This window comes from Kitasatospora sp. NPDC101157 (genome assembly GCF_044768255.1).
Lineage (GTDB): Bacteria > Actinomycetota > Actinomycetes > Streptomycetales > Streptomycetaceae > Kitasatospora.
The window spans coordinates 349,010-369,473 of sequence record NZ_JBIWPL010000004.1; the positions used below are offsets into that span (position 1 = coordinate 349,010).

Genomic DNA, 20,464 nt, shown 5'->3' on the forward strand with positions numbered 1-20,464 from the left:
AGCGCCCCCGCACGAAGCGGGGGCGCTTCGACGGCATGTCCATCGGGGTCACATGCCCCACGACTCAACCTTCCGGCGCCACCAGGCCTTCGCCGTCTCGGTGTCGGCGTTCTCGGCCATCCACACGAAGTTTTCCGGGACCGGGCCGACCGGCACCGCCGGGCCCGAGTCCTCGGCCTGCTCGGCGGTCTCCTCCTCGGGCTCCTGATCGTCGTCCTCGACCACCTCAACGGCCTGGCCCTGGTCCTCGGCGGCCTCCACCTCGGCCGGCGCCTGGCCCTCATCGTCCGTGCCGAGGTACCCGTTGATCAGACGCCCAGTCTTCTCGTAGACCTCGGTGTAGGTGTCCAGGAACTTCTTGCCCGCCCTCTGGGGGGCGCCTGCACCGTGCACCGCGTTGGACCGAGCGACCTCCAGCAGCCAACCGAGCGTCCCGTAGGTGACTCGCCCGCTAAGACTGCCGTCCCCGTTCATGCATGCCTTCAGTTCGGCCAGCAGCTCCGGGCGGTCCTCCAAGAATCCCTGCGTGACCTGCGACGAGACATAGCTGCCCAGGCTCTTGGGGATCTTGACCTCGTGCCGCCGCTCGCGCGGGTCCTCAGGCAGATAGTCCAGCTCATGCCGCTTAAGGACGGTCTTCGCCGTCATCAGCTTGTTCCCGTTGTCGCTGTCCAACCACTCTCGGCAGACGTCGAGGGCGGCGCCCAGGGCCTCGTTGCTGACCCGCACCGTGACCGAGTGCGCGGTGTTGCCGAGCTGGAGTTCCTTGCACGCGGTGATCAGGTCGTGCTGCCCGTCCGTCTCCGGCACGAGGTAACGAATGACATGCTTGCGCAGGGTGGCAGGGAGGTGCATTTCAATGCCGCCGATCATTTTTGTGTTCTCCTTAGGGTCGGATTCCTGGCTGTCCATCAGGATCTTTAGAGCCGGAACGATGAGCTTTTCTTGACACATGTCGCAGTCACACTGGTGACGCATGCAGAAGCAACCGGAGTCGTCACACAGCCGGTCGGGGCCGTGGCCGGTTCCTCGGTCGTAGTACGTGGGTAAAAGGACGTGCTCACGGTCATATCGGTGACCGTGCGGGAGCTTGATTTCCAAGCACGGGGCAACAGAAAGCCGGGCCGACTCCTTACTCAGGAATACGGCCCGGCATTCGGTGCACTGCAAGTGGCCCTGTGGGCGTCCTCGAAGGCTGTGCTTCACAGCAGCGCGAGGAAGGGGTTCGAGCTGGGCTCAGCCACCACGGGGGCGGCCGACTTCTTCGCCTTCGCCTTGACCTTGACCTTCTTCGGGGCCGGGCCGGTCGACCCGACTACCCGAAGCGCGGGCTTACCTGTCGGCCGTTCGGCCGCCCCGACCGCCTTCCTCGGCCGCCTCGCCGGCCGGGAAATCGGCTCTGCCTCCGTCACCCCCAGAGCGGTCGGCGTCTCGGGCTCCTGGACCACGGCTGGCGCCTCGGGTTCGATCAGGCGGTACATGATGCGAGGTGCCCCGCGGCCCCCCGACCTGACCGTCTCCATCGTGGCGTCGGGCATCTGCTCAACCGCCGCCCTCACCGAGGCCGCCGTGACTCGGGTTCCCAGGGCCCGGAGGAGGATCGTGCTAGATGCCTCGCCCTCGTACCGCTGAAGGACTTCCCGGATCATCTCTGCTGTGCTCTTCACCGGCTTCACGGTCTGGTCGGCGGCCTCACGCACCAACTTCTCGACAGACGCCATGCTGTAGCTCACGAAGGCCCAGGCGGCATCGACCGCCTTCCGCGTGATCTTCGTCTTCCGCGTGGTGGCGGTGAGGACGGCCGCAATCCGGTGAACCTGCTCGGCGGCCCGCTCCATGTAGCTGGACAGCAGCTCGGGAAGCTCGGCCATTCGGTCTTCGACCTCGGCCCGGATCTCGTCGTACCTCTGCCCGGCCGCCTTGTCGAACGCGATGACGCGGGTTTCGGCGGTGGCCCAGGCGTAAGCCGCCTTGAGCGCCTTTACGTCCACGACGGCGGGCTTGTTGGTGTAGCTCAGCATCTTGGAGCGCTCGACCAGGACCGGCAACAAGCGGTTGTAGGAGCCTCCCAGAGCCTCACTGGAACTCACGTACTTGGCCCACTCGCCGGGCGTGATGTGGGCGTGGAACCCCAGCAACGGCCGTGAGACCGCCTGTAGTTCCTTCTTCGTCCGATTGCTGATGGTCTTGCCGTCCCACGCGGTCCGGAACAAGGTGCTGAAGTTCGGGCAGCGCTTCTGCCTTTTCAGGACGCTCGCCCACTCCTCTTCCACCAGCATTGCCCGACCGTCTATCCCGGTCGGCTGACCGCTGGTCTCCAGCTCGAACTTGTTGAGCATGTCGACCAGCGAGGGACCGGACGAGATGCCGTCCCGGGTCCTGGTGTCCAGGAATCCGCCGATGACCTGGTTCAGGATCGTCTTGGCCGTGAACAGGGCATACCCCTTCCGGCCGACTCCGGACCGGCCGGCCAGGACCGTCCACACGACCACCGGCCGGTTGTTGTCGAGCCGGACGTTCCGGCTGATGGCAGCCGAGTACATCGAGAGGGCAGCCGCCCACACCCCTACCGGGTCGGCCTCGCTGTTCGGCATCGCCGCCGCAACGGCGTCCCCGAGGGGTCCGAACCGCATTGCCTCAAAGGTGGTACTCATGTCCTGTTCCTTTCTCACGCGCTCTGCGTGATGGCGGTGGTGGTACCGAGTGCTTCGGCGAGAAGGGCACGGAACTTCTCTCCGTGCCTCTCGCACAAGTCGTATTCGTCGGGACCGATGATCAACTTCATTACGGCGTCAACCTCTTCCCCCTTCTTCAGGCACGCGTCGCAGTCCACCTTTTCGATTACCGTCCTGGCCATGCTTGTTCCTCCTAATGTGCGAGCGTTCATGGCGAAGGCCGGACCGCCAGGGCCCGGCCATCACCAAAAGCGTTCGAAGCTAGCTCCAGTTGTCCCACCAGCTCTTGACCTCGGCCACTGTGTGAGTGCCCCCGTACTCAATTTCCACGAGTTCCCCGAAATCGACTTCGGGATTCCTCAGCGCCTTCTCAAAGGCAGCTGTGAAGAGGTCCATCAGGTCCATGTAATTCTCACTAGAAGTAAGTTCCTCCTCTATAAGCGCCCTGGCATTGTCGAGCGCAAGAGCAATTTCAAGGCTGGCATAGTGTCCGGTCATCTCTAGTTCTCCTTCTCGATGCTTCCAGGGCAGCCCTCGTGAGCCTTAACGCAAGCATGAATTCCCAGTGCCGTGACACCGCCTTCGGTGAAGGCGAGTATTGCGAGACCCTGGGCTATGCCCACCCGCGCTTCCGCCTTTCCCTTCCCGCCGAACTGGGCGACGTCTCCGTGTGAGGCGATCTGTTCGAGCGCCCTTTGTCGCACCGCCTCTAACTCGCTCGGCGCCTTGGCTCGCAGGTCCGCAATACACAGTGGCAGGAATCCCAGTAGGAATTCCTGCCACATTTGCGGTGCCGTTGTCTTCGAGCCCGGGTCTACCACCACCCGGCCGAATATCGGGTGTGGCTCGCGAAGGTTCACGCGGCCACCAGCTCCACCCCGTTACGGATGTTCCACCGCTCCGCCTGCCACGTTTCCGTCACGTCCTCGACCAGCATTCGGGCTACCCGCTCCGGGTCGGCGTACTCCGTAGCGAGCGTTCCGCATTCCCGGAACAGCTCCCGCAGTGCCACGAGGCTGGACCGGTCGTCCCTCATTCGAGCGATCTCGACGGCCCGAGTCTCCACCGCTTCCGCATCCTGCGAATACCGCTTGATCATGCTCACAGCTCTACTCCTGTCGCTTCCTTGTATGCCTTACGAACGGCCTTAGGGATGGCTCCGCGCGTTCCCACGGTGAACCCGTTCTCACGTCCCCACTCGCGGCACTTCTTCATGTGGTGACTGTGGAACTGGGCACGCTTCCGGGACTCTTCTGCCCTTGCCCAAGATGCGTCCATGCGTTCCCGCGCGGCCCTTTCTTGGGCCTTCCGAGCGTCATAAGACGGCTTGTAGTTCTGGAAGTATCGGACCTCCGGCGGAAGCACTTCCGATGTGTTGTCGGGGTCGCGCATTCCGATCTCAACCATGAATGCCCGCACTTCTTCATCCGTTGGATTCACCCGACCGCCCTTTCTGTCTAGTGGCCAGCGCGACCGCCAGAACCCCGAAGCCGGCCGCGGGGCAGTCCTCTCCCTGGGAAGAGGCCGGCCACGAGGGCGGGGTCCTGGTGGTCACGCAAGCGACTAGCTGAGGTCCTGCTGACGGCGGCGAATCGCGTACTCGCTTGCCCAGGTGATCCGCTGGGCGATGACCTCGTGTGCTTCGTAGTTGCCCGGCCCGGTGAACCGTCCGTACCTTGCCCGGCGACGCTCCAGCGCGATCCGGATGGTGTGGAGCTCAACCCGCGTCAGGTACCAAGGGCCGTGGTCCGGGAGTTTGAAGACCAGCGAGCGGGCCGCATTCACGTAATCCGTGTCGGACCAGGTGGGCTCAGTCTTGGCCAGCGCTCGACGGAGCGTGCTCCTCACGTAAGGGGCTTGGCAGGCGTGATCCACCATCACTACCCAGGTCGGCTCACCCTCACGAACGGGCCCGCGCCGACCGCCGATGATCCGGCTGGCCTCCGGCTCAATGCCCCACTCATCCCGGTAGGTCGAGATGGGGTCCCACGTCAATGCGGAGAAGATGTGACTGTGCGCGGGGCAGAACAGCAACCGAACCCGCTTGCCGGTCCGCTCGGAATCGAGCCACCGGACACCTGTGGCGTCCTCTGGGCAGTGCCCGACCTCCTCACTGACCCACGCCTCACACAGGAAGCCGGAGCGCCGGATACCGGCGTGTATCTCCAGGATTTCCCGTGCCGCATTCTCGGTAGCGGCGCGGGCCAGGTAGGCAGTGACCCCATTCCGCTCATCCCACGCGTAGACGTACCAGTCTTCGCCTTCATCGCGGACGTTGATCACGTATCCCCGGTAGTCGGGGGTGTACTCGGTCCCGAGTCGGGCAAAGCCGTCCCGGCTATCCGTCCAGTTACCCATCATCTCGCCTTTGGCTAGGTGTTGGCTGTCGGCTGACAGGCCATGCAAAAGGCCGCCCCGAGGGGCGGCCCAGAGCAAAGCAGGTCAGGCGTTCCTTGCAGCCTTACGCTTTTCGGCAGCGAGCCAGCACCGCAACTCGCTTATGTAGACGTCGAGATCGGCCGCCTTATCGGCGTTCCAGTCCTCACGCAGCTCGGTATGGAACTCAATCTCGGAGTCCTCGCAGGGCTGGTCCTCGCATTCAGGGTCGTAAGTCTTGATATTCCTTCGAATATCACTCTCCCACTCGGCTTGGGCCGCATCGTGACCCGCAAGGATGTTTTCCACTATCTGGTGAATGTCCATTAGCAATCTCCCTAGATCGTCAGGCGGCGAGGTCGAATCCGGCTTCGTCGCAATCGGGGCCGCAGTCATGATGCGAGTCCCCGCATTCGTCGTATTCGGCGTGGCCGTGGATCACCCTCTCGGCTTCATCCGAAAGGCCGTAGGAACGAAGCAGGTCCGCCAATGCTTCCACTTCTCCACAAGTCAGGATGTAATCAAAGCTCTCGATTTCCCGACCGAGCATTTCAAGGGCCGTACGCACTCCGTAGGAGTTGCTCGGTGCCGTCGACTTCCGAAGCTGCTGATTCCTACGGAACAGGCGGGTTGCGACGGAGCGGATCATCTTTCGCATGAACTATCCCTTTCGGTGAGACTGGTTGGTGTCTGCCGACTGACAGGCCATGACCGGGGCCGGTAATCCGGTCCCGACCAAAGCGCGTCACTCATCGACGGTCGTGCAGCCAGTCACAGGCGGCCGCATATCCCTGCTGGCAGTCATCCCATTTCGCATCCTCGAAGCCGTCGTTGAACGCCCCCACCGATGGGCTGGGAGTGGGTGGGTGATCTGCCAGATAACCGACGTAGAAAGAGCCGACCATGGCGCTCACAAGGGCCATGCGGACAATGAAGTTACGCATCAGCTCTCCAGTCCCATCATGCTGATCAGGTCGTCCACGGTCGGCGCGGGATCGCCCGAGAATAGGTCGAGCTGCCCGAGCTCCTTCCACGCTTGAATTTCCTCACGGTGGCGTTTCTGCGCCGCCGCGTACTGCTTTGCAGCCCGGGGCGAAAAGTCGGCCCGGGTGTACTGCCACCACTTCCGGGGCCCGTAAAGCCGACGGTTCATCTCGGTACGGTCGGCGTCCGTAAGGTCTATCCAGCCGTTGCAGTACCGGCACCAGTAGGTTTCGGCAGTGAGGCCGATCTCTCCCCCACTCACGGCCGACCACAGTTCCTCACGGCAGGCGTGTGTGTTCTTCTCGCAGCCGCAATCCGGGTCGGTCGAGTAGCACTCGTGCTCGGAGGGGTGGTTCTCCTCCCACTCCAGCTCAGACATGCGATCAGAATTGAGAGGGCCGTCACCTAGAGCACCCTCGATTTCCGCGACGGCCTTAACCATGCCCGGGTGGTCCGCGTTGTAGACGTAGCAGTCCCCGGGGCCGTGGGCCCATTCCTGGCCGTCTGCCACTTCCCCAAGAATTCGTTCGATCTCCTCAGCGTTACTGGCGTGAAGGGCGTACGTGTGGGTGACGTACTGATAATCGCGACTGTTGGTGCTACTGCTGACCGGCGAACCCATCGGGTCACAGATCATCCCGATGGACGTCCACCCGTTCTGTTCGGCGGTGTGCTCGAAGTTCCACGGACCATAGGCGTAGTTCTGTCGCGTGTATTCGTGGATCGCTTCCGAGAGGATGATCTCGGGGGCTGCGGTGGTCATAGTGATCTCTCTTTCACGGTGGTTAAGGGGGTACGGCCGACCACCCCGGGCATCGTGAGTGCCCGGGGCGGACAGGCCAACATTCCCCCACTTCAACTTTTGGTCTAAAAGAGGGGCCCTAGCGGCTACTACAAGCCGTCAATGATCCGGTTCATACATCCGGTGCAGATTCGGGAATCCGTGCAGCATTCACCGCGCATGGTGGCGTACCCAATGCTGTGATAGGTCCAGCTAGCCGGGTAAACGCGCACGTTGCCCGCATAGCCGCGCTGAGCAACCAGCGATTCGGCATGCACGTCGTCATTCGCCGGTACTTCCACCGTGCGAACGGCGAGCCCGTAGATATCCCGAATCTCAACGGTGTACTGCCGGTAGTCCCACGTGTGGCGATTACCGCGCACCGTGCACCCGCACGGGGTCTTGATAAGGGTGTCAGACACTCTCTCTCCTAGGTGGATAGGGGTGTCCGGCCAGATAGGCCGGATTAAGCCGAGCACGGGCCCTTGCGGGGCCGTCCACGACTTGACCCGATCAATCGAGCCTGCCTCACACGCTTAGGGTCAGTTGGCCCGGAAGGCGAGTATCAGTCGCCTATCCTTCGCACTGCCGGACGCAATGGTGTTGGCTTGTGTTTGCAGTGATCTATTCATGCCGGGTGATCAAGTCCGGTTATACAGCCGCCACCCGACGCTTTCGCGCTCCAACCCTCACGGCAGGCTCTCGGGCCCGCTAGGAAATGTGGCATACCCCTGTCTATTCGCTTCAAGGGGTGCGGCCTATGTGTGTTCGGCGCCGGTTTCGCCCCTCGATTGCCAATCCAGGAAGGGGACCTATGCGCGTGCTTGTTGTGGCTCTGAGAGCCGCTGTACGCCGTTCTGCGGCCCTCTTGGCGGAGAGCCCGGTCATTCACTTAGTGGGTTTGGGGGCGGCGCATTCACACCCCGCCGGTCAGCCTCGCTGCCTCACCTCCGCTTCCCTTGTCCCCCGCTGTTGCGGTGGCGGTACTTCCCGGAGGGGCTTTCTGCGTTGCGCTGTTTCCGACACCGAGAACGCTAGGGATCCCCCCACTTCAACGCAACCGGCCCCGCAGAGACGCCGATTGCGGAACGCCACCATCCCCCCACTTCAACGTAATCGCCCAAGCGCGGACAGTTACACCCGGAATCCGCTAATGGATATAGGGGAGAGAACGCGCACGCACTAGCACGGATTCCAGGAATGTCAATACCCCAAAACGGACACTTTCAGAGCCGGCTATTTATTTCATCACATGAAACACTACGTAGAGTAGCCATGATCTGTTACATGAGCGCACTCATTATGAGACCTACCCGTTACCATTTACACGAGATAGTCAACTCGCATGCACTCAATCGCTTCATGAGTCACACATAATGAACACATTCATGAGCATGACACGAGCAAGCATGACTCAGACATTACGTGTCGAATCGGGCATGCAAGCGCTTACCTGATGCTCGGTCATGTGTGTACCTGATGCCCCGTCAGTGAATCCCACTGGTCTAGACCGGAGCGGTAGGCCTGCCCGGCCGGTGCTCACCCGATATCCCGTCACATGTGAGTGCCCATGAATGAATCGCCTGGTCAGAGTATTGATTCATTCGTGATCGTCTGTGCCGTGTACCCGGGGGTAATACACGCATACACGCACACAGGACCCACCGGGGGTGCCTTCCTTCGACCGTGTACGGGTATGAAAGTTTTCGGGGCTGGAGACCAACTGTGCCGGACTACGGTCCGACTGGGCTTGTCAAGCCGCCTTGGAAGCTCTTCGGAGCCTCCTGGGGCCCTCCTAGGCCCTCTTTGGGTCCTCTGGAGTGGCCGTAGTGACTCTCTGAAGCCGGTTTCGGGCCCCGAAGGACCGTCCTCGGCGCTCAACGAGTCCTGAATGAATGAATCAGAGGCCTCGGAGGCCGTAGATCGCTCCGGCTGCCGGCAGTAAGCGCCGACATGCGGCCCCAGCAGACAGGCCGCATGCTCAGGACGTGGCTGGGATCATCGTTCTGTTCGAGCTAGACCAGACCTGGGAGGGCCAGGAGGCCGCAGAGCCGGTCGTACTGGTGCATGCCGCCGGCCAGGGCCCCGAAGTACCTGAGGACCCCCAAGCGCAGACGCTCTGCGGCCTGGATGCGTCCGCCATGGAACACTCGCATTACCGGCCTGGGAGGCCTGGGGAGCCCTGGTATCCCCCTGAGCTGGAAGACAAGCGGTGCCGGCTGTGCGAGGCCGCCCTACGAAGGCTCTAAGGGTTCCCGCGTCAGCCACGTGAGTGACCTTGTGAGCTACCTCACTCTTTCAGGCATCATGTCCGGCGACCTGCGTGTGTGACACATACATCTTTATTGCCGGGGGTCATATATGCCCCGGCAGACGGACATCTGTGAGCCGAGTAGGGTGGCCCTGTGCACCCCGTCTACGGGAGACCGTCATCCTCTTGTAGATCAGGTAAGCCGGCCCCGGAACTGGTGTCCGGGGCCAGTGACTTTTCAGGCCATCGAGGTCTGAACGAATGAATCAATCCGGTAGCCTGGCCTGGTCAACACCAAGCCTGCCCATTGCCTGGTACGGCTCAGGAGAGACGCACACTGGAGAGACCCCCGCATCGTGAGTGCGGGGGTCTTTCCGTATTTCCGGCATGTCAGCCGGTCTCAGCTGCGGTGGTGGCCACCTTGCGCAGGTACCTCGCTCCTGTCCGGCGGGACAGCCCAAGCGCCTCCCCCAGGGCCGCCCCTGTGACCTTCTCGCCCCGGGCCTGCAACTCCTTGGCAGCGGCCTCGATCACCTCGGGAGCCACGGCCGGCCGCCCCCTCTTCCCTCGCCTCGGCTTCGCCTCTCCTGTCTTCATGTCGATCAGGGACAGCTGCCCGTCCTCCTGGTCCTCGTCGGACTCGGGGACATCGGGGGCCTCCACCTCGATGGCCGTCTCGCGTGGGCCACGCCCCATGTGAAGCAGGTGAGCCACAACCAGTCCCGGAATAGCCGAGACAGCCGCGACCAGGACAGCAGAGCTGTTCATGTAATTGAGCTGGATCAGGTGGGATATGTCCTGCGCCAGGATGGCCAGGATCAGTGCAAGGACAGCACCGACCTGGGCGCTCTTTCGTCCCGGCAAGTCGAACCGCCGAGCAACGTCGGCCATGACGGCGGCACTGGCGGCGTAGACCGAGACACAAACCGGCATGAGCTTGGCGAAGTCACCACTCCACCCCGCCACCTCGGCGAGGTGGATCTCACCCGGGACAGACATGATCAGGGCGGCGGCGAAGGCGGCCGGCGCACCGAACTTTCGGGTCGCCCTCGCGAACCACGGCAGGTCAACAGACACAGTGGACATAGGTGTCCCCTCTCAGGCCAGGATCGGAAGGGTTAGAAACCGAGGGCAGCGCGGGCGCGCGCGACGCCAGCGGCAGGAGACACAAGCCCGGGACGGTTCCGGGTGTCGCGCCAATCAAGGCTGTCGGCCGGCGCGGTGGCGCGCGGGGCCACCCCGGCGCACGGGCCGCAAATTCCGGCCTCCTGGCCACGGGGAAGTGGGCCCCGGCACTGGCCGCATTCGGCCAGCGGGACAACCGGTGCGGAGAGGGCAGGAACCGGGGGGACCTTGTTCGTGAGACGCCACTCGATCACGTGGGCAGCGGAGCGGATTTTGGCAGGCAGGCCGGAAATCAGGGCGTCGCGAATCTCAGCCTCGGTGGCGCCACGGGACAGCCACTCGACGGCGAGCGGGGCCAGGCGAAGCATCTCCGGGACGCCCAGGCGAAGGCGGCGCTCGACGCGGCCGACACTGGCCAGGGCAGCCACGGCGTCAGCCGTGGCCTGGTCCTGGTCCTGCTGGCCATCTCCCTGCCCGCCCTCAACCTCAGCCGCCGGTGCGGCCTCGACCTCCTTGGCAGGGGTAGGGGAGGGGTTCTTTCCCTGGTCCTTTCCCGAAGGGTTAGGCCCGAAGGACCGGCACTTCTGTCCCCCGGGCCTCGGCGACTCGATCTTCGGCCCCTCGGTCATCGGGACATCGGAGACGGTCACGTGCGTAGACCAGTGGCCCTTGGTGTTCTGCGCCTTCGTGCAGATGACGTAGCCAGCAGCCTGGAGTTCCCGCATGGCCCCCGTGACACGCTGCTGGCCCTCAGGGGCATCCTCTGTGAGCGACTTGACCGTCTCGGCCGTGTGGTCAGGCTGCGAGAGCAGAAGGCACAGGAGTCCGCGGGCTGCCAGAGAGAGGCCGCGGGCCTGGAGTATCGCGTTGGGCAGGACGGTGAACGCCCGTTCGTGACGGGTACGCTGGATTCGCACTGAAGACTTGACCTCTTCGGTGTCGGACCCCGGAGCGTTGGCGCGCTGCCGGGGTCACTTGGCTGGTTGAAGTGGGGGGACCGTACCACGATCTTCCGGGCCTCGGTCAAGCCCTCCGAGGGTCCTCAGGTACACGAAAGCCCTCGCACGGCGGGCGAGGGCGAAGCATCTGCGCAGGTCAGGCGGCTTGGAATCTTTGTCAAGTGGCCAACATCCGGCCGCCTGCAACTGGTGCGAATGCTTGTCATGAGTTTGTCATTTGGTCCGGCTGCCAGGCTGTTCCACTCCTGATCAAGCCCGTCGCAGGATGACGGCAAACCAACGTATAGAAACGGTGGTGAGGGTGGCGGTACGGTGCCGATCATGTTGACGCACAGGTCCATACGCGCCGTCGGCCTCGTGGCCGTCGGGCTGGCGTTGGTGACGACTGCTGCATGCAGCAGTAGCGAAAGGCCGGGCGCCGGGCTAGCGCCTACAGAGAGCTTCACGCCCAAGGCACTGGCACCAGAGGTGCCGGCAGCCAGGATGGTGAACTCGTCGGCGGGCGCCAAGGGATTCGCCAGTGCGGTCGACACGTACAAGCCGCAGGGCTGTACGGACCCGGCCACGTGCGGCGGTCAGGCGTTGAGCCTTGGGCGCATGGTCGGACAGATCAACTTCAGCCTGAAAGCCGAGTACCTGGGTGACCCGTACTATCAACCGTTGATCACAGAGTCCGACCAGCTCTCGGACATACTGGGCCGGGACTTCAGGCCGGTGGCTCCAGAGACGATGCAAACGCAGGTCTGGCCTGCGCTGGAGAAGTTCAAGGCCGATCTGACGTCGCGCGGCCTGATTCAGTAGAAGCTCAACGTACCAAGAGTCCTGATCTCGATCCGTTGAAGCGGCCAACCGCTCTAGGCTCGCCCCATGCCTGAAACACCCGAAGACTCCGCTCTCGCCGCGATCGCAGAGCAGGAGCGCATGTACCGCGCACTCCGGGAATCGCTGGACAGCGACTCCGGCGAATCGCTGACCCATGGCGACGTCTCCGGCCTACTTCAAATCGGCGGGGCAGTAGTACCCCTGGCAACCGCAGCCAGCGTCATCGCGAAGGCCAAGATCGAAGCCAAGACCGAGCGGCAGCGGATCGCAGCGGAGACACAGCGGGCCGAAACGCACGAGAGGGAGGAGACACGGCGGGCGGAGATGCACGAGACGGCCGAGGTGGTACGCGAGGCCATCCGGGCACAGGTGGCACCGCCAGCAGTCCAGCAAGGGCCGACGCAGCCGCCTACAACCTGACGAGGCGCCCAGGGGCGACAGCCAGCAGCGACGACATCTTGGCAGCACACTAGCCCTGACCTGCGGGCAGGCTTTTTGTCAACTGCCCTACATCCGGCCGCGCATGTACGGGTCCACCGAGAGGTGGGTGTTGCGGACCAGGATCTCGCCCGGGCCCGGGCCCGGGGTCCGGACCGGGGCCTCGACCAGGGCGAAGTCGGCGGGAACCGGCCAGCCCTGGGGGCGGGCGGCGAGGTGCCATTCACGGGCGGTGGCGGGGGCGGCCTGCTCTGCCATGGCGGTGCTCCTTGGAGGGGGTTTCGGCAGGTAAAAGGTTGAGGAACTGAAGTAACGATGGGCATGAAAGGTTCAGGTTGTCAACTTTTCAGGTAGACTCTGGGACATGGACACTCAGTCGACCGAGGTCGCCACGCCGCAGTCCGACGAGATCACCCGAGAGGTCGTCGACCTGATGGCCAACCTGGTCGCGCTCTTCCACCGCGAGTACGAGGAGGCCGCCGCCGCCCGCTCGCTCACCGGCGCCCAGGCAAAGGTGCTCGCCCTGCTGCGGCGCGGCCCGCTGCCGATGCGACACATCGCCCAGACGCTCAGCTGCGAGCCCTCCAACATCACCGGCATCGTCGACCGGCTGGAGGCCCGGGGCTTCGTCACCCGGGAGGCCGACCGGCAGGACCGCCGGGTCAAGCTGGTCGCCGCCACCGAGACCGGCTCGGCCGCCTCCGAGGAGCTGCGCGAGTCGCTCAACTTCGCCCGCGAGCCGCTCGCCGCGCTCGGCCCGGAGGAGCGCACGGTGCTGCGGGACCTCCTCCGCCGGATGCTCACCGGCGCCTCCGGCCCGGGGGCGTGACCAGCATCACAGGCCCGTAGCCCGATTCCCCTCCCCTTCAGAGGTAACCGAACAGCCTTCCGGAACGTCTAACGTTCGAAACTCGAACGCTGGAAACTGAAGACGGGGGGCACGGAGGATGAGCAGCAGCACGCGTCGGCGCCGCTACCTGCGGACCGCCATCGGCCTGGCCGCCGTTCTGGTGCTGTCGGTCGTGGGCGCCGGAGCCTGGTTCTACCACCGGCTGGACAACAACATCACCACCTTCTCCGCGGCCGGCGTCGCCACCGAGCGCCCTCCGGCGCCCGTACCGGCCAGCCCCGGCGCCCAGGTGCCGGTCAACGTGCTGCTGCTGGGTTCCGACACCCGGGACGACGGCAACAACTCGCTGGGGGGCGGCGACGAGGGCGTCGGCAACTCGGACACCGCGATCCTGGTGCACGTCTACGCCGACCACAAGCACGCCGTCGGCGTCTCCATCCCCCGCGACACCCTGGTCACCATCCCGTCCTGCAAGCTGGCGGACGGCACCTGGAGCAAGCCGCGCAACGACCAGATGTTCAACTCGGCGTTCAGCCTCGGCGAGCTCGCCAAGGGCAACCCGGCTTGCACCCAGAACACCGTGGAGAAGCTCACCGGGCTGCGCGTCGACCACACGATCGTGGTCGACTTCAAGGGCGCCGCCGCGATGACCGAAGCCATCGGCGGCGTGGAGGCCTGCGTGCCCAACGACGTCAACGAGTACGGCATCCAGCTCAAGAAGGGGATGCAGAACCTCTCCGGGAAGTCCGCGGTGGACTACCTGCGGGCGCGCCACGGCATCGGCGACAACTCCGACATAGGCCGGATGAAGCGCCAGCAGGCCTTCCTCTCCTCCATGATCAAGAAGGTCCAGGACCAGGGCTTCTCACTGCCCACCCTGCTGCCGCTGGCCGACGCCGCCACCAAGTCGCTCACCGTGGACGAAGGGCTCGGCACCGCGATGAAGCTGGTCGACTTCGCCCGTTCCCTGGAGGACATCAAGCTCTCCGACGTCACCTTCGTGACCGCCCCCTGGCGCTTCGCCGGGGACCGGGTGCGGCTGGTCCAGCCGGATGCCGACGACCTGTGGAAGCTGCTGCGCGAGGACCGCACCCTGGACGGGCGGAGCACCTCGGGCACCGGCGCGGCCACCGCCGCGTCCGCCTCCGCGACCGCCTCGCCCAGCGCGAACGTGCCGCTCAGCCCCGACCAGGCCGCGGCCCCGATCACCGTGGTCAACGGCGTCGGCACCGCCGGGCTGGCCGGCTCCGGCGCCGAGACCCTCAGGGGACGCGGCTTCCAGAACGTCGTGCTGGGCGCCAACCAGCCCGGCAAGCAGCACACCGAGGTCTCCTACGACCCGGCCCTGAAGGCCACCGCCGACCAGGTCGCGGCGCTCTTCCCCGGCGCCCGCACGGTCGAGGCCGCCGGCTCGGGCGCCGTCACCGTCACCCTCGGCGCCGACTACCAGGCCGCCGGCACCCAGCTGAACTCCGTCTCCTCGCCCTCGGCGACCCCGGGCGGCACGCCGAGCACCGCGCCGAGCGGGGTTCCGACCGGCATAGCGGAGAACACCCGGAACGCCGACACCGACCCGTGCGCCGACCTGACCTTCGGGTCGTAGGGGCGTCCTACTCCGGGTCCGGCAGGCCCGTGACCACGGCCGTCAGGCGGGTGCCGCGCGGGAAGGCACCCGCCCCGGCCAGGTCGGCCAGTGCGGCGAGCAGCTTGGCGACGTACCGGCGTTCCACCGGGATGCCGTGGCGGAGCTCGAACTCCCGCGCGAAGGAAGACAGTTCGGCCGTGACCTTGCCGTAGCCGCCGCCGTGGTGGGCGTGGTCGATCCGCCAGTTGGCGAACTCGCGCCCGAACCCGGCCCGGTGCAGCCGGGCGACCTCCGCCTCCAGGTAGCCCTCGCCCCCGCGCAGCACGGCCACCCCGAGCGCCCGCGCGCCCGGCGGCAGGCCCGCCGCGATGCCGGCCAGGGTGCCACCGGTGCCGACCGGGCAGCAGACCACGTCGCGCCCGTCCAGGTCGGGGAGTTCGGCCGGGATGGCGGCCGCGCCGATCGCGGCCAGGGCGTTGGAGCCGCCCTCGGGGAGCACCAGGCAGGGGCCCCAGCGGCGCCGCAGCTCCGCGCCGTCCCCGGCGCCGGCCCGGCCGGTCGCCTCCCGGTAGGCGGCCCGGGTCAGGAACTCCAGGCGCATGCCGGACTCCTCGGCGGCCCGCAGCGACCAGTTGCGCGGCCGGTCGGCCAGCTCCTCGCCGCGCACCAGCCCGACGCTCTCCAGCCCGAGCGCCCCGGCGGCGGCCGCGACCGCCCGCAGGTGGGTGGAGTAGGCCCCGCCGAAGGTCAGCAGCCGGGTGTGGCCCTGCTCGACGGCGGCGGCCAGGTTGGGAGCGAGCTTGCGCCACTTGTTGCCGGGGACGCTCGGGTGCAGCAGGTCGTCCCGCTTGAGCCGCAGCTCCACCCCGGCCCGGACGAAGGCCTCGTCGGTGCAGTCCACCAGCGGGGTCGGCAGCAGGGCGGGTTCGAGCACCCGGCCAGCTTAGGGCGTCCTCCGCGGACTCCACCGGGCCCCGGACGGACGGGAGCCCGGCCGCCTGTCCGGCGACCGGGCTCCGCTGCCCCGGGACGGGCCGTCACCCCCGTGGACGGCCCGTCACCCCGCGGCCGCGCTCTGCGCCGCGTGGCCCGCCATCTGCCAGGCCAGCGCCTTGCCGAGGGCGCGCGGGACCGGGCCGGCCGCGGGGGCCAGCTTCGCGATCCGGGCGCGGTGCTCGCGGCGCTGCCGGGCGCTCAGGACGGAGCACAGCCGCCCGGCCGCGACCAGGGCGGTCAGCGCCGCGTCGGCGGGGTCGACCCGGCTGAGCGGGCCCTTCAGGGCCCCGGCGACGACGGCCGCCACGGCCTCGCGCGTCCCGGGAGGGTCCAGGGTGACCAGGGTCACTGGGAACAGCCCGGCCACCCGGTGCTGCCGCAGGGTGATCCGGCCGGCGTCCGCCAGGCCGTCCCGGACCCAGCGGACGGGCTGGTCGCGCCCGGCACTCCTGGCGCGGCCGACCCAGGTGCTCCAGCTGTGCGGCCGGCTGGCCCTGATCTGGTCCAACAGCCGGGCGCTGTAAGGGTCGAGGCCCTCCTCGGCGGCCCCGCCGCGGACCCTGGCGACCGCCTTGCGGCCCTCCTCGTACAGCAGGCCCCGGCGCAGCAGTTCGGTCAGCGCCGCCGCCTGGAGCAGCAGGTTGAGCGAGGAGTGCCGGGTGGTCCGCCCGCGGCGCGGGTCGAGGGCGAGCAGGTAGAGCTTCTCGGGCAGGTTGACGGGCAGGTCCATCTCGTTCTCCGAAAGATCTCGACGATCCAACAGATCTGTTGGGCGGCCCGGCCGGTGCGGTCAGTCCCCTCCGGGACCGTCGCTCCCCGGGCCCTCCTTGGGCGGTCGGCCGCGGCGGGGAAGGCCGGCCGCGCCACTGGGCATCCGGCCGGCGTCGGTGAGGGCGCGTCGGAGCACGAACTCGATCTGCGCGTTGGTGCTGCGCAGTTCGTCCGAGGCCCACCTGGCCAGCGCGTCGTGAACTGAAGGGTCCAGTCGCAGCAGGAGCTTCTTCCGTTCCGTCGCCAACGCCACGCCCTTACTGGTAGAGGGAGCCCGTGTTCACTACGGGCTGGGTGCCCCGGTCGCCGCAGAGCACCACCAGGAGGTTGCTCACCATGGCGGCCTTGCGCTCCTCGTCCAACTCCACCACGTCCCGCTCGGCGAGCCGGTCCAGCGCCTCCTCGACCATACCGACGGCGCCCTCGACGATCAGCCGCCGGGCGGCCACCACGGCCCCGGCCTGCTGCCGCTGGAGCATCACCTGGGCGACCTCGGGCGCGTAGGCGAGCCGGGTGATCCGCGACTCGATGACCCGCACACCGGCCGAGGCGACCCGGGCGGCGATCTCCGCGGAGAGCTTGCGGGCGACCTCGTCCGCGCCGTCGCGCAGCGACAACTGCCCCTCGTGGTGGGCGTCGTACGGATAGCTGGTGGCGATGTGCCGTACGGCCGTCTCGGTCTGGATGGCGACGAAGTCGACGTAGTCGTCCACCTCGAACACCGCCATCGCGGTGTCCTCGACCTGCCAGACCACCACGGCGGCCATCTCGATCGGGTTGCCGTCCGCGTCGTTGACCTTGGTGGTCTCGGTCTCGTGGTTGCGGATCCGGGTGGAGATCCGCCGGCGGCTGGTGAACGGGTTCACCCAGGTCAGCCCGGCGGCGCGGATGGTGCCGCGGTAGCGGCCGAGCAGCTGGACCACCCGGGCCTGCCCGGGCGAGACGACCGTCAGCCCGCACAGCAGCAGCAGCGAGCCGAGCGCCATCAGCGGCCCGACGACCACCAGCGGAATCCCCACCCCCTTGCTGCCCCCACTGATCTGCACCCCTCCGGCGATCAGCGACCCGAACCCGGCGAGCAGGCCGAGCAGCGCCCCGCCGAGCACGGGCAACCCGGGGGCGCCGGTGATGACCCGTTCGGTGATCTTCGGAGCCGGAAGGTCGATGGCAGGGCCGTCCTCGACGGCGAAACGCGGTGTGGTCATGTGACCGTCCCCCAGTGCGAGTGTCCGCTTGAGCTGTCAAAGTGATATCACTTTTTTCACGCAGAGCGCCAGGGGTTGTCAGATGATCGGTACGACAGGGGGTGCGCGGTCGACGGGAGGCGGCCATCGGGCGGCTCCGGGGCCGATGCCCACGGGCGGGTGAATTCCGGCGCGCCACGGGCCGGGAGAAGGCGGCCGGGCTCTAGACTTCCGTCGTCACGGACGGCGAAGCTCCAGCTCAGGAGCCGTCCGCGGACGGTCTTACGACACTCGTCACGCGTCGCATAGGTGGGGCGGGTGGGACTCGAACCCACGACCAAGGGATTATGAGTCCCCTGCTCTAACCGGCTGAGCTACCGCCCCGGTTCGCCGCGCGCGCCGGTTCCCGGCCACGGCAGCAGCAGACGGCCCCGCGAGGCCGTCCCGGGCAGCATAGCCGGTCGATCACCCGTGGTGCGCGCCGGGGGCGCACCTGGGTGCCGAGTGCGCGGGCCGCTCCGGGCGGCGGAACCCGGGTGGCGGCCCCGGGGCCCGGCAGGGCAGCCTGGGCTGATGACGATGCGTGGAACGGCAGTGGCGGCCGGGGCCTTGGTGCTGGCGCTCGCGGCGGCGGGCTGCACCACCGCGACGCAGCCCGGCAGCATCGCCCCGACCGTCACCTCGGCACCGCCGACCGGCACCCTGAACGGCCACGGCTGGACCAAGCAGCGCTTCCGGGGGGCGGCCGGCCGGCACACCGGGGTCACCCGCACCGCCAAGCCCACCGTGCTCAACGGCCTGGTCGGCGCGGTGTTCACCCGCAACGCGGACGGCGACCACTTCTGCACCGCCAGCGTGGTGGACAGCGCCGGGCTCAACCTCATCGTCACCGCCGCCCACTGCGTCTGGGACCCGAAGATCGGCCCGCGCAGCGACCTGGTCTTCGTCCCCGGCTACCGCAACGGCGACACCCCGAGCGGCGTGTGGCCGCTGGTGGCCGTCACCGTGGACGACGGCTGGAAGGACCACGCCGACCCGGACGTGGACGTCGCCTTCGCGGTCGTCCAGGCCCAGAACGGGCAGCAGGTGCAGCAGGTGCTGGGCGCCAACAAGCTGGGCGTCAACCGCGGTTACCAGCTGCCGGTGCGGATCACCGGCTACCCCGGCAGCAGCGACGTCCCGATCGCCTGCTCCAACACCACGACCGAGCAGAGCGCCACCCAGCTGCGGATCGACTGCCCCGACTACACCGGCGGCACCAGCGGCAGCCCGTGGGTCACCGACTTCGACCCGGCCACCAGGACCGGCACCGTGGTCGGCGTCATCGGCGGCTACCAGGAGGGCGGCAACAGCCCGGACACCTCGTACAGCAGCTACTTCGGCGACCGGGTCCAGGCCCTGTACGACCGGGCCACCGGCTGAGGGGGCGCGATGGGCCCGGCCGGGCGGTCGGCAGTGGCGCCGCCGGGCACGGCCTGGTAGATCTTCCTCTCGAACGGCGGAACGCACGGCCCGGATGCCCGCCCGAGGAACGAGACGGAGCGTCGATGGCCCCCCGCCCGGTGCCGGCCCCGCGCGCGGCCGGAGCGACCGCGCTGGCCGCCCTGCTGCTGGCCTCCGGCACCGCGTGCGGCGGGTCGGACGCCCCGCCGAACGCCGAGATCGCCCAGCAGAGCCCGGCCCGTGACCGGATCGGCACCCTGTCCGTCCACGGCCCGCAGGGCTCCCGGGCCTGCACCGCGAGCGTGGTGCACAGCCCCGGGCACAACCTGCTGGTCACCGCCGCGCACTGCGTGCAGAACCAGCGGGTCGGCCTGCTGGACGGCCTGGTGTTCACCCCCGGCTACCGCAACGGGTACTCCCCGTACGGGAGTTGGCAGGTAGAGTCGATCACCGTCGATCCGCGCTGGGCCTCGGACGACGACCCGGACTACGACGTGGCCTTCGTCACGGTCAGCCCGGCCGACGGCCGGCAGGTCGAGGACGCGGTCGGCGGAAACCCGCTCGGCACCGGCCGGGGCGTCGGGCTGGCGGTCTCGGTGACCGGCTACCCCAACGAGAGCGACGAGCCGATCACCTGCTCGGTCCGCACCAGCTCGCAGAGCGCCACCCAGGCGCGCTTCGACTGCGGCGGCTACACCGACGGCACCAGCGGCAGCCCGTGGGTGGCCGGCGACGGCGCGGTGGTCGGCGTGATCGGCGGCTACCAGGAGGGCGGGGAGACCCCGGGCACCTCGTACAGCGTCGCCTTCGACCAGCGGATCTCCGACCTCTACCGGAGGGCGACCACCTGATGACGCCGGGGCGCCCAGGGATGACGCGCCCCAGGTGGCGCTCCCCGGGGCGACCTCCCGGGGTGACGCACACGACACCGGCCCGGGCAACACGAAGGCCCCCCGGTCGTCCGGGGGGCCTTCGCTCTGAGCAGTCACCGGGCGGGCCCGGTGCAGCTCCCGCAATTGGACTCGAACCAATAACCTGCCGGTTAACAGCCGGCTGCTCTGCCAATTGAGCTATGCGGGATCGCAGTACTCAACTTCCGTACCACGCACAGGAAACGGGCTCCCGAAGAGCACTTCTCCTGAGCTCCCCCAATTGGACTCGAACCAATAACCTGCCGATTAACAGTCGGCTGCTCTGCCAATTGAGCTATGGGGGATCGGCTTC

25 protein-coding genes, 3 tRNA genes and 1 pseudogene are annotated in these 20,464 nt (G+C 67.1%); 6 read left to right on the forward strand and 23 right to left on the reverse strand.

Annotation, left to right across the window (positions count from 1 at the left end):
- Positions 1-48 precede the first annotated feature (48 nt).
- The 15 genes from ACIRVF_RS11390 to ACIRVF_RS11460 form a co-directional block, all read right to left on the reverse strand.
- On the reverse strand, positions 49-912 hold the full coding sequence (locus tag ACIRVF_RS11390; protein ID WP_402816073.1) for a hypothetical protein: 864 nt from the start codon (positions 910-912) through the stop codon (positions 49-51).
- Between the two features lie 290 nt (positions 913-1,202).
- Positions 1,203-2,654: a DUF3987 domain-containing protein gene (locus tag ACIRVF_RS11395; protein ID WP_402816074.1), complete on the reverse strand. Its 1,452-nt coding sequence runs from the start codon at positions 2,652-2,654 to the stop codon at positions 1,203-1,205.
- A gap of 14 nt (positions 2,655-2,668) precedes the next feature.
- Positions 2,669-2,857: a hypothetical protein gene (locus ACIRVF_RS11400; protein WP_402816075.1), complete on the reverse strand. Its 189-nt coding sequence runs from the start codon at positions 2,855-2,857 to the stop codon at positions 2,669-2,671.
- 79 nt (positions 2,858-2,936) lie between these two features.
- Positions 2,937-3,173, reverse strand: a complete 237-nt coding sequence (locus ACIRVF_RS11405) for a hypothetical protein (RefSeq protein ID WP_402816076.1) — start codon at positions 3,171-3,173, stop codon at positions 2,937-2,939.
- Positions 3,174-3,175: 2 nt separating this feature from the next.
- Positions 3,176-3,535, reverse strand: coding sequence for a hypothetical protein (locus ACIRVF_RS11410; protein ID WP_402816078.1), 360 nt, complete (start codon positions 3,533-3,535; stop codon positions 3,176-3,178).
- Entirely contained in the window at positions 3,532-3,780 is a 249-nt protein-coding gene (locus ACIRVF_RS11415; RefSeq protein WP_402816079.1) for a hypothetical protein, read from the reverse strand. The genes ACIRVF_RS11410 and ACIRVF_RS11415 overlap by 4 nt, the downstream gene beginning before the upstream one ends.
- Positions 3,777-4,082 (reverse strand): histone-like nucleoid-structuring protein Lsr2, encoded by a 306-nt coding sequence (locus ACIRVF_RS11420; protein ID WP_402816081.1) that lies wholly within the window; start codon positions 4,080-4,082, stop codon positions 3,777-3,779. The genes ACIRVF_RS11415 and ACIRVF_RS11420 overlap by 4 nt, the downstream gene beginning before the upstream one ends.
- Before the next feature lie 156 nt (positions 4,083-4,238).
- Positions 4,239-5,036 carry a hypothetical protein gene (locus ACIRVF_RS11425; RefSeq protein ID WP_402816083.1) on the reverse strand — a complete coding sequence of 266 codons (798 nt, stop codon included), beginning with the start codon at positions 5,034-5,036 and terminating at the stop codon, positions 4,239-4,241.
- 81 nt (positions 5,037-5,117) lie between these two features.
- Positions 5,118-5,378 (reverse strand): hypothetical protein, encoded by a 261-nt coding sequence (locus ACIRVF_RS11430; protein WP_402816084.1) that lies wholly within the window; start codon positions 5,376-5,378, stop codon positions 5,118-5,120.
- A 19-nt stretch (positions 5,379-5,397) separates the two neighbouring features.
- Positions 5,398-5,709, reverse strand: coding sequence for a hypothetical protein (locus tag ACIRVF_RS11435; protein ID WP_402816085.1), 312 nt, complete (start codon positions 5,707-5,709; stop codon positions 5,398-5,400).
- Positions 5,710-5,800: 91 nt separating this feature from the next.
- Positions 5,801-5,995 (reverse strand): hypothetical protein, encoded by a 195-nt coding sequence (locus ACIRVF_RS11440; protein WP_402816086.1) that lies wholly within the window; start codon positions 5,993-5,995, stop codon positions 5,801-5,803.
- Positions 5,995-6,798, reverse strand: coding sequence for a hypothetical protein (locus ACIRVF_RS11445; RefSeq protein WP_402816087.1), 804 nt, complete (start codon positions 6,796-6,798; stop codon positions 5,995-5,997). Before ACIRVF_RS11445 ends, ACIRVF_RS11440 begins: the two co-directional genes overlap by 1 nt.
- 128 nt (positions 6,799-6,926) lie before the next feature.
- On the reverse strand, positions 6,927-7,238 hold the full coding sequence (locus tag ACIRVF_RS11450) for a hypothetical protein (RefSeq protein WP_402816088.1): 312 nt from the start codon (positions 7,236-7,238) through the stop codon (positions 6,927-6,929).
- A 2,219-nt stretch (positions 7,239-9,457) separates the two neighbouring features.
- Positions 9,458-10,153 carry a hypothetical protein gene (locus tag ACIRVF_RS11455; protein ID WP_402816089.1) on the reverse strand — a complete coding sequence of 232 codons (696 nt, stop codon included), beginning with the start codon at positions 10,151-10,153 and terminating at the stop codon, positions 9,458-9,460.
- A gap of 32 nt (positions 10,154-10,185) precedes the next feature.
- On the reverse strand, positions 10,186-11,109 hold the full coding sequence (locus ACIRVF_RS11460; protein WP_402816090.1) for a hypothetical protein: 924 nt from the start codon (positions 11,107-11,109) through the stop codon (positions 10,186-10,188).
- Positions 11,110-11,463: 354 nt separating this feature from the next.
- Here ACIRVF_RS11460 and ACIRVF_RS11465 point away from each other — a divergent pair, with 354 nt between their 5' ends.
- Complete coding sequence (locus tag ACIRVF_RS11465; protein WP_402816091.1) at positions 11,464-11,952, forward strand: hypothetical protein; 489 nt, start codon at positions 11,464-11,466, stop codon at positions 11,950-11,952.
- A 66-nt stretch (positions 11,953-12,018) separates the two neighbouring features.
- Positions 12,019-12,393 carry a hypothetical protein gene (locus ACIRVF_RS11470; RefSeq protein WP_402816092.1) on the forward strand — a complete coding sequence of 125 codons (375 nt, stop codon included), beginning with the start codon at positions 12,019-12,021 and terminating at the stop codon, positions 12,391-12,393.
- A 90-nt stretch (positions 12,394-12,483) separates the two neighbouring features.
- On the opposite strand, the pseudogene ACIRVF_RS11475 reads toward ACIRVF_RS11470, so the two are convergent.
- Positions 12,484-12,669, reverse strand: a pseudogene (locus ACIRVF_RS11475) (NADP-dependent oxidoreductase); the annotation flags it as partial.
- A 106-nt stretch (positions 12,670-12,775) separates the two neighbouring features.
- On the opposite strand from ACIRVF_RS11475, the gene ACIRVF_RS11480 reads away from it, so the two are divergent.
- Entirely contained in the window at positions 12,776-13,240 is a 465-nt protein-coding gene (locus ACIRVF_RS11480) for a MarR family winged helix-turn-helix transcriptional regulator (RefSeq protein ID WP_402816093.1), read from the forward strand.
- A 118-nt stretch (positions 13,241-13,358) separates the two neighbouring features.
- Positions 13,359-14,864: an LCP family protein gene (locus tag ACIRVF_RS11485; RefSeq protein ID WP_402816094.1), complete on the forward strand. Its 1,506-nt coding sequence runs from the start codon at positions 13,359-13,361 to the stop codon at positions 14,862-14,864.
- A 7-nt stretch (positions 14,865-14,871) separates the two neighbouring features.
- Here ACIRVF_RS11485 and ACIRVF_RS11490 read toward each other — a convergent pair whose 3' ends face one another.
- The 5 genes from ACIRVF_RS11490 to ACIRVF_RS11510 all read right to left on the reverse strand — a co-directional run bounded on the left by ACIRVF_RS11490 (position 14,872) and on the right by ACIRVF_RS11510 (position 18,181).
- Positions 14,872-15,780 carry a 1-aminocyclopropane-1-carboxylate deaminase/D-cysteine desulfhydrase gene (locus tag ACIRVF_RS11490; RefSeq protein ID WP_402816095.1) on the reverse strand — a complete coding sequence of 303 codons (909 nt, stop codon included), beginning with the start codon at positions 15,778-15,780 and terminating at the stop codon, positions 14,872-14,874.
- Positions 15,781-15,903: 123 nt separating this feature from the next.
- Positions 15,904-16,572 (reverse strand): GPP34 family phosphoprotein, encoded by a 669-nt coding sequence (locus ACIRVF_RS11495; RefSeq protein ID WP_402816096.1) that lies wholly within the window; start codon positions 16,570-16,572, stop codon positions 15,904-15,906.
- Between the two features lie 60 nt (positions 16,573-16,632).
- Positions 16,633-16,866 carry a hypothetical protein gene (locus ACIRVF_RS11500; protein WP_402816097.1) on the reverse strand — a complete coding sequence of 78 codons (234 nt, stop codon included), beginning with the start codon at positions 16,864-16,866 and terminating at the stop codon, positions 16,633-16,635.
- A gap of 4 nt (positions 16,867-16,870) precedes the next feature.
- Positions 16,871-17,818: an SPFH domain-containing protein gene (locus ACIRVF_RS11505; protein ID WP_402816098.1), complete on the reverse strand. Its 948-nt coding sequence runs from the start codon at positions 17,816-17,818 to the stop codon at positions 16,871-16,873.
- Between the two features lie 289 nt (positions 17,819-18,107).
- Positions 18,108-18,181 (reverse strand) — tRNA-Ile (locus ACIRVF_RS11510).
- A 189-nt stretch (positions 18,182-18,370) separates the two neighbouring features.
- Here ACIRVF_RS11510 and ACIRVF_RS11515 point away from each other — a divergent pair.
- Positions 18,371-19,219: a trypsin-like serine peptidase gene (locus ACIRVF_RS11515; protein WP_402816099.1), complete on the forward strand. Its 849-nt coding sequence runs from the start codon at positions 18,371-18,373 to the stop codon at positions 19,217-19,219.
- Between the two features lie 125 nt (positions 19,220-19,344).
- Positions 19,345-20,091 carry a trypsin-like serine peptidase gene (locus tag ACIRVF_RS11520; RefSeq protein WP_402816100.1) on the forward strand — a complete coding sequence of 249 codons (747 nt, stop codon included), beginning with the start codon at positions 19,345-19,347 and terminating at the stop codon, positions 20,089-20,091.
- Positions 20,092-20,247: 156 nt separating this feature from the next.
- On the opposite strand, the gene ACIRVF_RS11525 is transcribed toward ACIRVF_RS11520, so the two are convergent.
- Both ACIRVF_RS11525 and ACIRVF_RS11530 read right to left on the reverse strand, forming a co-directional pair.
- Positions 20,248-20,320, reverse strand: a tRNA-Asn gene (locus ACIRVF_RS11525).
- Between the two features lie 63 nt (positions 20,321-20,383).
- Positions 20,384-20,456, reverse strand: a tRNA-Asn gene (locus ACIRVF_RS11530).
- Between the last annotated feature and the right edge of the window lie 8 nt (positions 20,457-20,464).

Bases quoted from the DNA above. Each gene is read 5' to 3' on its own strand.
- ACIRVF_RS11390 (WP_402816073.1), bottom strand. From the start codon at position 912: ATGGACAGCCAGGAATCCGACCCTAAGGAGAACACAAAAATGATCGGC.
- ACIRVF_RS11395 (WP_402816074.1), bottom strand. From the start codon at position 2,654: ATGAGTACCACCTTTGAGGCAATGCGGTTCGGACCCCTCGGGGACGCC.
- ACIRVF_RS11400 (WP_402816075.1), bottom strand. From the start codon at position 2,857: ATGGCCAGGACGGTAATCGAAAAGGTGGACTGCGACGCGTGCCTGAAG.
- ACIRVF_RS11405 (WP_402816076.1), bottom strand. From the start codon at position 3,173: ATGACCGGACACTATGCCAGCCTTGAAATTGCTCTTGCGCTCGACAAT.
- ACIRVF_RS11420 (WP_402816081.1), bottom strand. From the start codon at position 4,082: ATGGTTGAGATCGGAATGCGCGACCCCGACAACACATCGGAAGTGCTT.
- ACIRVF_RS11425 (WP_402816083.1), bottom strand. From the start codon at position 5,036: ATGATGGGTAACTGGACGGATAGCCGGGACGGCTTTGCCCGACTCGGG.
- ACIRVF_RS11430 (WP_402816084.1), bottom strand. From the start codon at position 5,378: ATGGACATTCACCAGATAGTGGAAAACATCCTTGCGGGTCACGATGCG.
- ACIRVF_RS11435 (WP_402816085.1), bottom strand. From the start codon at position 5,709: ATGCGAAAGATGATCCGCTCCGTCGCAACCCGCCTGTTCCGTAGGAAT.
- ACIRVF_RS11440 (WP_402816086.1), bottom strand. From the start codon at position 5,995: ATGCGTAACTTCATTGTCCGCATGGCCCTTGTGAGCGCCATGGTCGGC.
- ACIRVF_RS11445 (WP_402816087.1), bottom strand. From the start codon at position 6,798: ATGACCACCGCAGCCCCCGAGATCATCCTCTCGGAAGCGATCCACGAA.
- ACIRVF_RS11455 (WP_402816089.1), bottom strand. From the start codon at position 10,153: ATGTCCACTGTGTCTGTTGACCTGCCGTGGTTCGCGAGGGCGACCCGA.
- ACIRVF_RS11470 (WP_402816092.1), top strand. From the start codon at position 12,019: ATGCCTGAAACACCCGAAGACTCCGCTCTCGCCGCGATCGCAGAGCAG.
- ACIRVF_RS11480 (WP_402816093.1), top strand. From the start codon at position 12,776: ATGGACACTCAGTCGACCGAGGTCGCCACGCCGCAGTCCGACGAGATC.
- ACIRVF_RS11485 (WP_402816094.1), top strand. From the start codon at position 13,359: ATGAGCAGCAGCACGCGTCGGCGCCGCTACCTGCGGACCGCCATCGGC.
- ACIRVF_RS11495 (WP_402816096.1), bottom strand. From the start codon at position 16,572: ATGGACCTGCCCGTCAACCTGCCCGAGAAGCTCTACCTGCTCGCCCTC.
- ACIRVF_RS11505 (WP_402816098.1), bottom strand. From the start codon at position 17,818: ATGACCACACCGCGTTTCGCCGTCGAGGACGGCCCTGCCATCGACCTT.
- ACIRVF_RS11515 (WP_402816099.1), top strand. From the start codon at position 18,371: ATGACGATGCGTGGAACGGCAGTGGCGGCCGGGGCCTTGGTGCTGGCG.
- ACIRVF_RS11520 (WP_402816100.1), top strand. From the start codon at position 19,345: ATGGCCCCCCGCCCGGTGCCGGCCCCGCGCGCGGCCGGAGCGACCGCG.